Here is a 14135-nt window from a genome sequence, read left to right as displayed (position 1 = left end):
AGCTGATCCCGGCCCCGGCCCCGGCCCCGACATGAACGAGGTCGTCGGCCGGGACGACCTGCTGCTCGTCACCCTCGACACCCTGCGCCACGACGTGGCCGCGCGGCTGGCCGCCGAGGGCCGGATCCCGAACCTGGCGGCGCACCTGCCCGGCGGGGCGTGGGAGCGGCGGCACGCGCCGGGGAGTTTCACCTACGCCTCCCACCAGGCCATGTTCGCGGGCTTCCTGCCCACCCCCGACGGTCCGGGCCCGCATCCGCGGCTGTTCGCCGCCCGGTTCCCGGGCAGTGAGACCACCGCCGGGCGGACCTGGGTGTTCGACACCCCAGACCTGGTGTCGGGGCTGGCCGGCGCGGGCTACCGGACCGTGTGCGTGGGCGGCGTCGGCTTCTTCAACAAGGCGGCCGCGCTGGGCTCCGTACTGCCCGGGATGTTCCAGGAGTCGCACTGGGAACCGGAGTTCGGGGTGGCCTCGCCGGTCTCCTTCGAGGCCCAGGTGTCCCGCGCCGAGCGGATCGTCGAGCAACTACCGCACGACCGGCGGCTGTTCCTCTTCCTGAACGTATCGGCCATGCACCAGCCCAACTGGTTCCACTCCCCCGGGGCGACCGCGGCGGACGGGGACTCGCGGGAGACGCACGCGGCCGCGCTGGAGTACGTCGACCGGCACATCGGGCGGCTCTTCGACGCGATGCGGTCGCGGCGCCGCTGCTTCGCGATCGTCTGCTCCGACCACGGGACCACGTACGGGGACGACGGGTACACGGGCCACCGGCTCGCCCACGAGGCCGTCTGGACGGTCCCGTACGCACAGTTCCACCTGAACCACGAGGAGCCCGGCCCCCGATGAGCACGATGACCCCGCTGATCAGCTCCACTCCGTACGAGAGTTACGTCTACGCCTACCCGCACAAGACGGCGTACCGCGCGCTGCCCGAGCCCGCCGAGCTCAGCCGGGAGTGGGCGCGGCAGCCCAAGGACGCCCTGTCGCTCTACCTCCACATCCCCTTCTGCGAGGTGCGCTGCGGTTTCTGCAACCTCTTCACCCGGATCGGTGCGCCGGAGGGGCTGACCACGGCCTACCTCGACGCGCTGGAACGGCAGGCGAAGGCGGTCCGCGACGCGCTGGGCGACGAGGAGCCCGTACGGTTCACGGCGGCGGCCTTCGGCGGCGGGACGCCGACCTTCCTGACGGCGTCCGAGCTGGAACGGCTCTGCGACATCGCGGAGAAGGCCGCGGGCGCCGACCTGCGTGCGGTGCCGCTGTCCGTGGAGGCCTCGCCGGCCACGGCGACGGCGGACCGGCTCGCCGTCCTGGCCGACCGGGGCACGACCCGGCTCAGCCTGGGCGTGCAGAGCTTCGTGCCCGAGGAGGCGCGTGCCGCCGTGCGTCCGCAGAAGCGGGCGGACGTGGAGACGGCGCTGGCCCGGGTCCGGGACGCGGCGATACCGGTGCTGAACATCGACCTGATCTACGGCATCGACGGGCAGACGGAGGCGAGCTGGCGCCACTCGCTGGACGCGGCCCTCGCCTGGCGCCCGGAGGAGCTCTACCTCTACCCGCTGTACGTGCGCCCCCTGACGGGCCTGGGGCGCAGGCCGGGCGAGTCCACGGCCGCCGGGTGGGACGAGCAGCGGCTGCGGCTCTACCGGGCCGGACGGGACCACCTGCTGGCCTCCGGGTACGAGCAGGTGTCGATGCGGATGTTCCGCCGGGCCGGGGCCCCCGGGGAGGGCGCCGATCAGGGCCTCGAACCGGGCGCCTGCCAGACCGACGGCATGATCGGCCTCGGCTGCGGGGCCCGCTCCTACACGGCCGGGCTGCACTACTCCTTCGACTACGCGGTCGGCATGAGCGAGATCCGCGGCATCATCGACGACTACGTGAGCCGCCCCGGGGAGGACTTCGCGCGGGCCGGGCACGGCCGCCGGATCGACCCGGACGAGGCGCGGCGCCGACACCTGCTGCAGTCCCTGCTCCAGGCGCGCGGGATGCCGGTGGGCGAGTACCGGGAGCGGTTCGGGAGCGGCCCGTGGGAGGACTTCCCGGCGGAGCTGGCGGCCTTCGCGGAGCGCGGCTGGCTCGAGGACGACGCGGAGCTGCTGCGGCTGACGCCGGAGGGGCTGGCGCACTCGGACGCGGCGGGCCCGGCCCTGTTCTCGGCGGACGTACGGGCCGCGATGGCCGCGTACGAGCGCAAGTGACGGGGGCGGGGCGAGGAGCGGAGGGGTCGCCGATGGACCTGACCGTGCTCTACCGGGGGCCGCTGTCCTCCTGCGACTACGACTGTCCCTACTGCCCGTTCGCCAAGCGGCGGGACAGCCGGGAACTGCTGACCGCCGACCGGGCCGCGCTGGAACGGTTCACCGGCTGGGCGGCCGCGAACACCGGCGACCGGCTGTCCGTCCTGTTCACCCCGTGGGGCGAGGGCCTGGTCCGTTCCTGGTACCGGCGCGCCCTGGTGGAGCTGTCGCACCTGCCGCAGGTGCGCCGGGTCGCGATCCAGACCAACCTGAGCGGGCGCACCGGCTGGACCGCCGACGCGGACCCGGACACGCTCGCGCTGTGGTGCACGTACCACCCGGGGCAGACCCCGTACGACCGCTTCCTGGGCAAGTGCCGGGAACTGGCCGCCGCCGGGGTGCGGTTCAGCGTGGGCGTGGTCGGCCTGCCCGAGCACCTCTCGGAGGCCCGCCGGCTGCGCGCCGCGCTGCCGCCCGAGGTGTACCTGTGGGTCAACGCGGCGGAGGGGCACGCGTACACCGACCCGGAGGCGGCCGACTGGACCGCCCTGGACCCGCTCTTCCCGTTCAGCCGCCACCCCCACCGCTCGGCGGGCCTGCCGTGCCGCACGGGCGCCTCGGTGATCTCGGTGGACGGCTCCGGCACGGTCCGGCGCTGCCATTTCGTCAAGGCGGAGCTGGGCAACCTCTACGACGGCTCGTACCGGGCCGCGCTGCGGCCGCGCGCCTGCCCGCTGGCGGTCTGCGACTGCCACATCGGCTACGTCCACCTGGAGACGCTCCCGCTCTACGACGTCTTCGCGGGCGGAGTCCTGGAGCGGATCCCGGCGGCGGCCCTCGCCGCCCTCCCCGCCCTCGCCGCCCTCCCTGCCCGCCCCGCAGTCCCCGCCGCCCCCGCCCTTCCGTGACACGGGAGGGCGGCGGGTCGGCAAAGCGGAAGAAAATTTACCCGCGGTCACATGCGGTTATCGCACACGGTGATCGCGCAGCGTTCACACGGCGTTCACCACGTGCAGGGCCGCCGACCCGCCTCCGGACGACGAAATCCGCAGGTGAACAGCTCTTGACCTGCGGATCTCGCGGAGATTCCATTCGGCCCGGGAGCCACCGAATCAGATCTGCCCACCACCGCCCCGGAGGCGATACCGCTCCCGCGCTCACTCACCGCATCTGCCGATCGGAACACCGCACCGATGTCTGACACGATCAGCGCCCCTCAGGCCCTCTCCCCCGCCACCGGTCCCGTGCCCCAGAAGCTCAAGCGTTCCATCGGCGTCGTCGGCGGAACCCTGCTCACCCTCTCGTGCGTGACGCCGGCCTCGACCCTCTTCGTCGTGGTCCCGGACCTCTTCTCCAGCCTCGGCACCTGGACCGCGCTCACCATCGCGATCGGCTCCCTGCTCTGCATCGGGGTCGCGTTCTGCTACTCGGAGCTGGGCACCCTCATCCCCAGCGCCGGCGGCGAGTACGCGATGGTGTCCACCCTGTCCGGCCGACTGGCCGGCTGGCTGGTCTTCGTCCTGTCCCTGCTGGTCGTGATGATCGTGCCGCCCGTGATCGCCATGGGCACCGCCGACTACCTCGCCCCCGTCGTCGACATACCGGCCCCGGCCGCCGGCGCCGGCGTGATGCTGCTGGCCACCCTCGCCGGTCTCCTCGACCTGCGGGCCAACGCCTGGATCACCGGCATCTTCCTCGTCCTGGAGGTCGTCGCGGCCGGGCTCGTCGCCGTCCTCGGCTTCGCCCACAGCGAGCGGGGCGCCGGCGCCCTCGTGCACGGCACCGTGGCCGCGGAGGGCGGCGGCACCTCCACCGTCACCGCGATGATGGTGGTCTCCGGGCTCGCCATCGCGCTCTTCGTCACCCAGGGCTTCTCGACGGCCGTCTACCTCTCGGAGGAGCTGGAGAACCCGCGCCGCAACGTCCCGCGGACCGTGCTGGCCACGCTCGCCATCTCCGCCGCCGTCATCCTGGTCCCGGTCATCGCCATCACCCTGGGCGCCCCCGACCTGGAGGCCCTGACCTCCGGTGACCTCGGCACGATGGTGACCGCCTGGTCCAACTCGGCCGTCGGCACCTTCGTCAGCCTCTGCGTGGCCCTCGCCATCGTCAACGCGGGCATCGTCATGGTCATCCAGAACTCCCGGGTGCTGTTCGCCTCCGCCCGCGACAAGGCCTGGCCCGCGCCGGTCAACGCCGCCCTCTCGCGGCTCGGCCGGTTCGGCTCCCCGTGGGTGGCCACCCTGCTCGTCGGGCTCCCCGGCGCGGCGATGTGTTTCGTCAACCTGGACACCCTCTACGGGGTCACCGGCGTCTCGGTGACCGGCATGTACCTGCTGGTCGCCGTGGCCGCGCTGGCCAGCCGGCGCGGGGCGCACCGCGAGACGGCCGCCTGGCGGATGCCGCTGTGGCCCGCCGTGCCGATCGTGCTGATCCTGGTGTTCGCGTACATCCTCACCCAGCAGGAGACCCAGTACCTGCTGTGGACCGGCGGGATCACCGCCGTCGCCACCGTGTACTGGGCGCTGTACCTGCGCCCGCACAAGGACACCCGCTGGCTGGTCACCATCCCGGTGGACGAGGACGACCCGGCTTCGGCCCCTGCCGCGGCGCCCGCCGTCTCGGTGTAGCGTCCGTCCGGCAGAGGTGAGGTGCGGGGCCACGGGGTCGTATCCCGTGGCCCCGCACCTCTTTCCGTACGGCCCCGGCACCGGGTCACGCACCCACGCGGATGACCACCTTGCCGAAGGGCGCGTCCTCGGCGTAGCCGCGGTAGGCCTCGCGGGCCTCCTCGAAGGGGAGCACCCGGTCGATCACGGGCCGCAGCTCGTGGGTCGCGACGGCCCGGTTCATCGACTCGAACTGCGTCCGGCTGCCGACGAACACCCGCCGGATCGTCGCGAGGCTCGCCGCGTACGCGGCGTGCGAGATCTCTATCCCGGACTTCGTGGCACTGGCGGTGATCAGCAGGGCGATCTGCCCGTAGAGCGAACTGGCGCGCACCGACTGCTCGATGGTGTCCGGGCCGCCCGTCTCCACGACCAGGTCGGCGCCACCGTCGGTCAACTCCCGTACGGCGGAACCCCACTCGGGCGTGCGCACGTAGTTCACGACCGCGTCGGCCCTCAGCGCCTTCAGCCGGTCGGCCTTCTCCTCGCTCGACGTGGTCGAGACGACCCGGCAGCCGAGCAGTTTCGCGAACTGCACCGCGAAGAGGGCGACCGGACCGGTGCCGAGGGTCAGCACGCTCTGACCCGGCAGGGGAGCTCCGCCCTCCCCGCCGGTGAGCGCGTTCCAGGCGGTGACCGCGGCGCACGGCAGGGTCGCGGCCTCCTCCCAGGTCAGGTGGTCCGGGACGCGGACCGCCCACTCCTCGTCGAGCAGTGCGTACTCCGCGAGCATCCCGTCGAGGGTGCAGCCGGGCTGGTCGACCATGGCGGGGGTGATCCTGCCGTCCCGCCAGTGCGGGAAGTAGGTGCAGGAGACGCGGTCGCCGACCGCGAACCGGGTCACCGCCTCCCCGACCGCGACCACCTCGCCCGCGCCGTCGCTCAGCGGGACCACCCCGGGCACGGCGGGCAGCGGGTAGCGCTCGCGCAGGATGAGCAGGTCGCGCTTGTTGAGGGAGGCGGCCCGGACGCGGACCACGATCCCGGTCGGTCCGGCCGGCAGCGGGCGGGGGCCGCCGTGGTCCCGCGGGACGATGCCCTCGATCCTGCCGAACGTCTCCAGGTGGTACGCGCGCATGGTGGCCTCCGGCCGGTCGTCCGTCATCTGCCGACATCTGCTTGCGATGCTTCCGATGACCCCGATGCTGCGGCCCCCGGACACGACCGGCAATTCCCTCCGGGGAATCGATGGCTCCGTGGAAACGGCGGCTAGAAAGGGGGACATGACCGCCAGCGCTCCTGCCGAGCCGACCCCCTTCGCCCGCGAGATGCGCCGCCGCCGGGCGCTGCGGCGCATCAGCCAGCTGGAACTGGCCACCCTCGCCGGGACCACGCAGCGCCACCTCAGCTTCATCGAGAGCGGCCGCTCGATGCCGGGGCGGGCGATGGTGGTACGGCTCGCCGAATCCCTCGGGCTGACCCTCAGGGAGCGCAACTCCCTGCTTCTCAGTGCCGGTTACGCACCCCTGTACGCCGAATCGGCGCGGGACGCGGAGACCATCGGGCCGGCCATGGAGGCGTTGCGGTCGATCCTGACCGGGCACCTTCCGTATCCGGCGGTGGTGGCCGGTCCCCGCGGTGAACTCGTCCTGGCGAACGCGGCGTTCGACGTGCTGACGGAGGGCGCGGCCGCGCACCTGCTCGCTCCGCCGGTGAACGTGCTGCGGCTCGCCCTGCACCCGGAGGGCATGGGGCCGCGCGTGGTGAACCTGGCGGCCTGGGGCCGGCACATCACGGAGAGCCTGCGCATCCGGGCCTCGGCGCACCCCGATCCGGGACTGGAGGCGCTGGTGGAGGAGCTGGACGAGTACCTGCCGGCCACGGACGACGGATCGGGCGACCGCTCCGGCTCGGGCAACGGCTCCGGCTCCGTCGGCGACTCCGGCCCCGCCGAGCACCTCGGCTTCGCCGTGCCGCTGCGGCTGCGGACCTCCGAGGGGGAGCTCCGGCTGCTCACCACCCTCACCTCGTTCTCGACGGCCGTGGACGTAACCCTGGCCGAGCTGCATCTGGAGGCCTTCCTGCCCGCCGACGCCGCCAGTGCCGAGCTGCTGCGGCGCCGGGAGGACGCCCGCACCGGGCCCGGCCCCCGGCGCTGAGTCCCGTACCGCCGTCCCGAATGGTGGAACGGGTGTCTTGCCCGCTCCGCCACTTCGTCTATGCTCCGCGCCATGGCCGTCACCCAGCGCCTCCTGTCGCGCTCCTGTTGTCCCCGCTGACGCCTGCCTGCTCCGGACCGCCCGCCCCGCCACCGCCGACGTCCCCGTCGCCCCGGCGCCCCCCGTGGTCCCACGGCCCCACCGCACCCCCCACCACCCCCCGCACCTGCGTGCACCCCCTTTGCCCTTCCCGAAGGAGCCCGTTCGCCATGAGCAGCAACCTCGCCCTCCTCGATGTCCGCCAGGTCCACGCCCGTCACACCGAGTTCCGGATCATCGATGTCCGCACCCCCGGCGAGTACGCCTCCGGCCACCTGCCCGGCGCGCAGAACATCCCCCTCGACCGGATCGGCCGCTCCCTGCCCGAGCTGCGCGAGGCCGCGCTGGAGCGGGAGCTGCTGCTGGTGTGCGCCTCGGGGACCCGCTCGCAGAACGCGGCGCGGACCTTGGCCGGGCACGGCATCGCGGCCACCAGCCTCACCGGCGGCACCAGCTCGTGGTCGGCGCACGGGCACCCGCTGGACTACCCCGCCGAGGGGCCCCGCCGGGTCTGGGCCATGGAGCGCCAGGTCCGGCTGACCGCGGGCGCGCTCGTCCTCCTCGGTCTGCTCCTCGGCCTGCTGGTGCACCCGGCGTTCGAACTGCTCAGCGCCGGGATCGCGGCCGGGCTCGTCTTCTCCGCCCTCACTGACACCTGCGGCATGGCCTTGGTCCTCGGCCGGCTGCCCTTCAACCGCCGCCGGTAGCCCGCGCGCCCCCTCTTTGCCCGGCATCTGGGACGATTTCGTCCATCATCCGGACTCCGCTTGTCGATACCGCCCGGACACCGACAGGATGCACCCCATGGCCCCCGTACTCACCTCGCGTCGTCACGTAGATCTGCTGCGCGTGTCGACCATGCTCTGTCGGGCCGCCGCCTCCCGTACGCACGGCTGTTGATCTCACCGATCCGCCGTATCTGACTCCGTACGGATGAGTCCGCGCCTCTCGGCGCACCCTTCACCACCCCTCCCTTCACCGCGCCGTTCGCGGCGGCCGTGATCCTGCCTTCAGGGCCGGACCGGCCACGCTTCCGGTCGCGCGGACTCCCGCATTCCTGCCCGCACTTCCCCGTACCCGTGCCACCGCCGCCCCGCAGCCGATCCTCGCCGCGGCGGTGCGTCGCGTCACGCCGCTCCGACGAGGTTTCGCCATGCCCGAGAATCCGCTCCTGCTGCACTGGTTCCTGCCCACGGGCGGGGACGGCCGCGACCCCGGCGGGGTCACCGCCGTCCAGGGGCGCAGCCGCACGGCCACCCGCCGGCCCGCGGACGTCCCGTACCTCGCCCAAGTCGCCAGCGCCGCCGAACAGGCCGGATTTCACTCACTGTTGACACCTGTGGGACTCGGCTGCGTCGATCCGTGGATCCTGACGTCCGCGCTCGCCCAGCACACCACCCGGATCGGCTTTCTCGTGGCGTTCCGCGCGGGGTTCGCGAGCCCCACGCTGATCGCCCAACAGGCCGACGCCTTCCGCCGGTTCGCGGGCGGCCGGCTCGGACTGAACGTGGTGACGGGCGGCGACCCCGCCGAACAGCGTGCCTACGGGGACGGCCTGGCGCACGACGAGCGCTACGCCCGCACCGACGAGGTGATGGCCGTGCTGCGGGATCTGCTGGACGGGAAGTCGGTGGACCACGAGGGCGCCCATCTGCACATCGAGGGAGCCCGTCTCACCGATCCGGAGCTGCGCCACCCGGTCCCGCTCTACTTCGGCGGGGCCTCGCCCGCCGCCGAGGAGGTCGCCGCCCGGCGGGCCGACGTCCAACTGCTGTGGGGCGAGCCGCCGTCGGCCATCGCCGCGCGCATCGACCGGCTGCGCGAGCGGGCCCGCTCGGCGGGCCGTACGGTCCGCTTCGGGCTGCGGCTGCACGTCATCAGCCGGGATTCCGCGGCCGAGGCCTGGGCGGAGGCCGACCGGATCCTCGCCGGGCTGGATCCGGCGGCCGTCCGGGCGAGCCAGGAGCGGTTCGCCGCCATGGACTCCACCGGGCAGGCCCGGATGGCGGCCCTGCACGGCGGAATCGCGGACGCCGAACGGCTGACGGTGGCGCCGAATCTGTGGGCGGGCATCGGGCTGGTCCGCGAGGGTGCCGGGACGGCCCTGGTCGGCTCGCACGACGAGGTCGCGCAGCGGCTGGCGGAGTACCGGGCCCTGGGCGTCGACGAGTTCATCCTGTCCGGCTATCCGCACCTCGAAGAGGCCTACCGGGTGGGCGAAGAGGTCGCCCCGCGCCTGCGCGCCCTGACCGGGGCGGCGACCGCGTGACCGCCCCGACCACGAAGGCCGGGCTCCGACCCGCCCCGTCCGAAGCCCCGCCGGACACGCCGGATACGGCGGATACGGCGGATACGGCGAACACCTCCGACACGGCCCCGCGGCGGTCCCGGGCCCGGATCCTGGAGGCACTGCGCTGGACCGCGCTGCGCCTCCTCGCCCTGACCGTGCTGCTCGCCGCCTGGCAGGCGGCGGTGGCGGCCGAGCTGTGGCCGAGGGTGCTGGTCCCCTCGCCCGGCGAGGTGTGGCGGCAGTTCCTGCTGGCGTCCACCACGCACGACGGCGTGCGCGGCTGCGGCGGCCATCTGCTGATCGAGCACCTCTGGGTGAGCCTCGGCCGCATCGGCACCGGCTCCGCGTACGCGGTGCTGGCGGGGGTGCCCCTGGGGCTGCTGATCGGCACCGTCCGGCCGCTCGCGGTGGTGCTGGAGCCGGCCGTGACCTTCCTGCGCACCCTGCCGCCGCTCGCGTACCTCTCGCTGCTCGTCATCTGGTTCGGCATCGACGAGGCCCCGAAGATCTGGCTGCTGGTGATCGCCGCACTGCCGCCGATCGCCGCGGCCACGGCGGCTGCCGTACGGACCGTCCCGGACGAACTCGTGGAAGCGGCAAAGGCGTTGGGCTCCGGTCCGGCATCCCTGCTGCTGTCGGTGCGACTGCCCGCCGCGCTGCCGGAGATCCTCACCGGCATCCGGATCGCCGTCGGGGTCGCGTACACCTCGGTCGTGGCGGCGGAGACCATCAACGGCGTGCCCGGCATCGGCGGCATGATCCGCGATGCCCAGCGCTACAACCAGACGGCCCTGGTGATCGCCGGGATCCTCGCCATCGGACTGTCCGGAATCGTGCTCGACGCCCTGCTCCGGGGAATCGAGCGGTTCGCCGTCCCCTGGCGCGGCCGCGGCTGACGCCCGCCCCCTCCCCCACTTCTCCCCAACACCCTTTCTCAATACTGGAGTTCCACCGTGCCCAGAAACGTTTCCCGCCGCGCCCTGCTGCTGGCCGCCGCCGTCGCCCTGACCGCCTCCACCACCGTCGCGTGCGGCGCGGACGGGGACGACTCGGCGGCCGGGCCGGGGCGGATCAGCGTACGGATCGCCTACCAGGCGATACCCAATGCCGACCTGATCGTGAAGAACCAGAAGCTGTTGGAGAAGGCCCTACCCGAAGCCGACGTGAAGTGGGTGAAGTTCGAGTCCGGCGGTGACGTCAACACGGCCGTGATCGCCGGATCGGTGGACCTGGGCCTGGCCGGGTCGAGCCCCGTCACCAAGGGACTGTCGGCCCCGCTGAACATCCCGTACAAGGTGGTGTGGATCCACGACCTGATCGGCGACAACGAGGCGCTGGTCGCCAAGCCGGCGATCGGCTCGGTCAAGGACCTGGTCGGGAAGAAGGTGGCCACGCCCTTCGGCTCCACCGCCCACTACTCGCTGCTCGCCGCGCTGAAGGCCGCCGGGGTGGACGCGGCGGCCGTGCAGACCATCGACCTCCAGCCGCAGGACGCCCTCGCCGCGTGGAAGCGCGGGGACATCGACGCGGCGTACGTGTGGACGCCGACGCTGAGCGAGCTGACCAAGGACGGGAAGGTGCTCATCACGAGCCGGCAGCTCGCCGAGCAGGGCAAGCCCACCGCCGACCTGGGCGTCGTGACGAACACGTTCGCGGCCGCCCACCCCGAGGTGGTCACGGCCTGGATCAAGGCGCAGGACCAGGCCGTCGGGCAGGCCCGTACGGCCCCCGACCAGGCCGCGAAGTCCATCGGGGCGGAGCTCGGACTGGCGCCGGAGGAGGCGAAGCGCCAGCTCTCGGAGCTGGTGCTGCTGAGCGCGAAGGAGCAGACCGGACCCGACTACCTCGGCACTCCCGGCGCCCCCGGGAAGCTGGCGGCGACCCTGCACGACGCGGCCGTCTTCCTGAAGGAGCAGAAGAAGGTCGACTCCGTGCCGGACCAGGCCGTCTTCGGCCGGGCCCTCGCGGTGGAGGAGCTCGGCCGTGCCGCGCACTGAGCCCGATCCCTCCGCCGCCGCCGCCGGCGTCTCCGTCGCCGTCTCCGTGGATGAGGAATTCGCCGTGGACCTCTCCGGGGTGTCGGTCCGCTACGGACCGGCGAAGCAGCCCGTGACGGTGCTCGACGCGGTGGATCTACGGGTCCGCGCAGGCGAGTTCGTCGTCCTCGTCGGCCCCTCCGGCTGCGGCAAGACCACCCTGCTGCGGGTGATCGCCGGCTTCGCGCAGCCGGCCTCGGGTACCGCCCTGGTCCGGGGCGCCGCTCCGCGCCCGGGACGGGGCGCCGGGGTGGTGTTCCAGCAGCCGAGGCTGTTCCCGTGGCGGACCGTCGGCGGGAACCTCGGCTTCGCGCTGGCCCGCCACGGGGTGCCGCGCTCCCAACGGCCCGACCGCGTGGCCGAGTTGCTGGACCGGGTGGGACTGCCCGGCATGGCGGGACGCCGCACCTGGGAGCTGTCCGGCGGCCAGCAGCAGCGGGTGGCGCTGGCCCGCGCCCTGGCCGCGGAGCCCGAACTCCTGCTGATGGACGAGCCGTTCGCGGCACTGGACGCGCTGACCCGGGAGCGCCTCCAGGAGGAGGTCCGCTCCCTGGCCGGGCGGCTCGGCACGACGGTGCTGTTCGTGACGCATTCGGTGGAGGAGGCGGTGCTGCTGGGATCCCGCGTCCTGGTGATGGCCGCGGGGCCCGGCCGGGTGGTGGAGGACCTGCCGGTGCCGCTCCCCCGCGACCCGGCCACGGACGTCGCGGGTTTGCGGGCCTCCCCCGAGTTCGCGCGGTTGCGCGGCCGACTGGCCCGGGCGCTGCGCCCGGGCTGACCGCCGCCCCTCACCCGCCGCACTCCTCACCCAGCGCCGGTCAGCGGGCCGCGCTCCTCCACCCGGCGCTCCTCACCCGGCGCTCCTCACACCTGGCCGGCCGCCAGGCTGGCACCGCTCAGGGTGAGCGCGGTGTTCACCAGGCCGACGTGGCTGAACGCCTGGGGGAAGTTGCCGAGTTGGCGTCCGGAGACGGGGTCGTACTCCTCGGCGAGGAGTCCGACGTCGTTGCGTACGGACAGCAGCCGCTCGAAGAGCTCCCGCGCCTCCTTCTCCCGTCCGGTCAGGTACAGGGCGTCGGTCAGCCAGAACGAGCAGGCGAGGAAGGCCCCTTCGTCGCCCGGCAGGCCGTCCACCGAGAGCCCCTCGGTGCTGTAGCGGCGGACCAGGCCGCTGCGGCCCAGCTCCTCGCGGACGGCGTCGACCGTGCCGACGACCCGGGGGTCGTCGGGCGGCAGGAAGCCGACGCGGGGGATGAGGAGGGTGGCCGCGTCCAGCTCGCGGGAGCCGTAGTACTGGGTGAAGGTGCCCCGCTCCGGGTCGTAGGCGTTCTCGCACACGTCGCGGTGCACCGCGTCCCGCATGGTGCGCCAGCGCCGCACGTCGCCGGGGAGTTTGGGGTTGAGTTCCAGGGTGCGCACGGCGCGGTCGGCGGCGACCCACGCCATCACCTTGGAGTGGGTGAAGTGGCGGCGCGGGCCGCGCACTTCCCACAGGCCCTCGTCGGGGCGGTGCCAGTTCTGCTCCAGGAAGTCGAGGAGCGCGAGCTGGATCTTCCAGGAGTGCCACTCGGCGGGGAGTCCGGCGGAGCGGGCCACGTACAGGGAGTCGAGGACCTCTCCGTACACGTCGAGCTGGAGCTGGTCGACGGCCGCGTTGCCGACCCGGACGGGCGCGGAGGCCGCGTACCCCTTCAGCCAGGGCAGCTCGCTCTCCGGGATGCGCCGCTCGCCGCCGATCCCGTACATGATCTGCAGGTCGGCCGGGTCGCCCGCGACGGCCCGCAGCAGCCACTCCCGCCAGGCACGGGCCTCGTCGAGGTAGCCGGTGGCCAGCAGGGAGCCGAGGGTGAGGGTGGAGTCGCGGAGCCAGCAGTAGCGGTAGTCCCAGTTGCGGACGCCGCCGAGCTCCTCCGGCAGGGAGGTGGTCGCGGCGGCGGCGATCCCGCCGGTCGGGGCGTAGGTGAGGGCCTTGAGGGTGATCAGGGAACGGATCACCGCGTCGCGGTAGGGGCCCTCGTACGTGCACCGGCCGGTCCATTCCCGCCAGTCGGCGAGGCTCTGCTCCAGGGCGGCGTACGGGTCCAGGGGCTCGGGGCGCGGTTCGTGCGAGGGGTGCCAGGTGAGCACGAAGGCGACGCGCTCGCCGGCGGCGACGGTGAACTCGGAGCGGGTGCTCATGCCCTCGCCCCACGTGTGCACGGAGGGTTCGCTGCGCAGCCACACGGCGTCGGGCCCGGCGACGGCGACCCGGTCGCCCTCGCGGTTGCCGCCGCGCCGCACCCAGGGCACGACGTGGCCGTAGTCGAAGCGCAGGCGCAGGGTGCTGCTCACGGTCGATTCGCCGGTGAGGCCTTCGACGATCCGCATCAGGTCGGGCGCGGTGTCGCGCTGCGGCATGAAGTCGATGACCTTGAACGAGGCGCCGTCCTCGGTCTCCCAGAAGGATTCCAGGACGAGGGTGCCGTCGACGTAGGCGCGGCGGGCGCAGCGCGCGGAATCGGGGGCGGCCGACGGGGCGATGCGCCAGTGGCCGTTCTCCTCGTCGCCGAGGAGGGCGGCGAAACAGGCGGCCGAGTCGAAGCGCGGCAGGCACAGCCAGTCGATGGACCCGTCGCGGCCGACCAGCCCACTGGTCATCAGGTCGCCGATGAGTGCGTAGTCTTCGATGGGTTGTGTCATTTAGGGCACTTTCCCCCGA

General features: G+C 73.3%; 12 protein-coding genes. 10 read left to right on the top strand and 2 right to left on the bottom strand.

Translation table 11 applies throughout. The annotated features are described in order from the left end of the window. The first annotated feature begins 31 nt into the window (after nt 1-31). The 4 genes from OG730_RS36590 to OG730_RS36575 all read left to right on the top strand — a co-directional run bounded on the left by OG730_RS36590 (nt 32) and on the right by OG730_RS36575 (nt 4874). On the top strand, nt 32-850 hold the full coding sequence (locus OG730_RS36590) for an STM4013/SEN3800 family hydrolase (protein WP_327309568.1): 819 nt from the start codon (nt 32-34) through the stop codon (nt 848-850). Then, nucleotides 847-2205 carry an STM4012 family radical SAM protein gene (locus OG730_RS36585; RefSeq protein ID WP_327308283.1) on the top strand — a complete coding sequence of 453 codons (1359 nt, stop codon included), beginning with the start codon at nt 847-849 and terminating at the stop codon, nt 2203-2205. Before OG730_RS36590 ends, OG730_RS36585 begins: the two co-directional genes overlap by 4 nt. A gap of 32 nt (nt 2206-2237) precedes the next feature. Beyond that, complete coding sequence (locus OG730_RS36580; protein ID WP_327308282.1) at nt 2238-3152, top strand: STM4011 family radical SAM protein; 915 nt, start codon at nt 2238-2240, stop codon at nt 3150-3152. A 285-nt stretch (nt 3153-3437) separates the two neighbouring features. Next, nucleotides 3438-4874, top strand: coding sequence for an APC family permease (locus OG730_RS36575; protein ID WP_327308281.1), 1437 nt, complete (start codon nt 3438-3440; stop codon nt 4872-4874). 85 nt (nt 4875-4959) lie between these two features. Here the strand turns inward: OG730_RS36575 and OG730_RS36570 are convergent, their stop codons facing one another. After that, entirely contained in the window at nt 4960-6018 is a 1059-nt protein-coding gene (locus tag OG730_RS36570) for a zinc-dependent alcohol dehydrogenase family protein (protein WP_327308280.1), read from the bottom strand. A 118-nt stretch (nt 6019-6136) separates the two neighbouring features. Between OG730_RS36570 and OG730_RS36565 the strand changes: the two genes are divergently transcribed. From OG730_RS36565 to OG730_RS36540, 6 genes are all read left to right on the top strand, one after another. Then, entirely contained in the window at nt 6137-7012 is an 876-nt protein-coding gene (locus OG730_RS36565) for a helix-turn-helix transcriptional regulator (RefSeq protein ID WP_327308279.1), read from the top strand. A gap of 269 nt (nt 7013-7281) precedes the next feature. Then, nucleotides 7282-7818 (top strand): rhodanese-like domain-containing protein, encoded by a 537-nt coding sequence (locus tag OG730_RS36560; protein WP_327308277.1) that lies wholly within the window; start codon nt 7282-7284, stop codon nt 7816-7818. A 446-nt stretch (nt 7819-8264) separates the two neighbouring features. After that, a complete protein-coding gene (locus tag OG730_RS36555) occupies nt 8265-9380 on the top strand; it encodes an LLM class flavin-dependent oxidoreductase (RefSeq protein WP_327308275.1) in 1116 nt (371 codons plus the stop codon). Beyond that, nucleotides 9377-10297 carry an ABC transporter permease gene (locus tag OG730_RS36550; protein WP_327308274.1) on the top strand — a complete coding sequence of 307 codons (921 nt, stop codon included), beginning with the start codon at nt 9377-9379 and terminating at the stop codon, nt 10295-10297. Before OG730_RS36555 ends, OG730_RS36550 begins: the two co-directional genes overlap by 4 nt. Nucleotides 10298-10354: 57 nt before the next feature. Beyond that, nucleotides 10355-11398, top strand: coding sequence for a taurine ABC transporter substrate-binding protein (locus tag OG730_RS36545; protein ID WP_327308273.1), 1044 nt, complete (start codon nt 10355-10357; stop codon nt 11396-11398). A gap of 46 nt (nt 11399-11444) precedes the next feature. Continuing rightward, complete coding sequence (locus OG730_RS36540) at nt 11445-12215, top strand: ABC transporter ATP-binding protein (RefSeq protein WP_442815234.1); 771 nt, start codon at nt 11445-11447, stop codon at nt 12213-12215. 86 nt (nt 12216-12301) lie between these two features. Here OG730_RS36540 and OG730_RS36535 read toward each other — a convergent pair whose 3' ends face one another. Next, complete coding sequence (locus tag OG730_RS36535; protein ID WP_327308272.1) at nt 12302-14116, bottom strand: glycoside hydrolase family 15 protein; 1815 nt, start codon at nt 14114-14116, stop codon at nt 12302-12304. Nucleotides 14117-14135 lie beyond the last annotated feature (19 nt).

Origin of the sequence: Streptomyces sp. NBC_01298, from assembly GCF_035978755.1 — a bacterium.
Taxonomy (GTDB): Bacteria; Actinomycetota; Actinomycetes; order Streptomycetales; family Streptomycetaceae; genus Streptomyces.
Note: the sequence above shows the minus strand (reverse complement) of the source record. Positions and strands in the feature narration are given on the sequence as shown.

What these genes read in the sequence shown, in the direction of transcription:
- OG730_RS36580 (WP_327308282.1), top strand. Translation starts at nt 2,238, where the DNA reads ATGGACCTGACCGTGCTCTACCGGGGGCCGCTGTCCTCCTGCGACTAC.
- OG730_RS36555 (WP_327308275.1), top strand. Translation starts at nt 8,265, where the DNA reads ATGCCCGAGAATCCGCTCCTGCTGCACTGGTTCCTGCCCACGGGCGGG.
- OG730_RS36560 (WP_327308277.1), top strand. Translation starts at nt 7,282, where the DNA reads ATGAGCAGCAACCTCGCCCTCCTCGATGTCCGCCAGGTCCACGCCCGT.
- OG730_RS36570 (WP_327308280.1), bottom strand. Translation starts at nt 6,018, where the DNA reads ATGACGGACGACCGGCCGGAGGCCACCATGCGCGCGTACCACCTGGAG.
- OG730_RS36590 (WP_327309568.1), top strand. Translation starts at nt 32, where the DNA reads ATGAACGAGGTCGTCGGCCGGGACGACCTGCTGCTCGTCACCCTCGAC.
- OG730_RS36585 (WP_327308283.1), top strand. Translation starts at nt 847, where the DNA reads ATGAGCACGATGACCCCGCTGATCAGCTCCACTCCGTACGAGAGTTAC.
- OG730_RS36535 (WP_327308272.1), bottom strand. Translation starts at nt 14,116, where the DNA reads ATGACACAACCCATCGAAGACTACGCACTCATCGGCGACCTGATGACC.
- OG730_RS36565 (WP_327308279.1), top strand. Translation starts at nt 6,137, where the DNA reads ATGACCGCCAGCGCTCCTGCCGAGCCGACCCCCTTCGCCCGCGAGATG.
- OG730_RS36575 (WP_327308281.1), top strand. Translation starts at nt 3,438, where the DNA reads ATGTCTGACACGATCAGCGCCCCTCAGGCCCTCTCCCCCGCCACCGGT.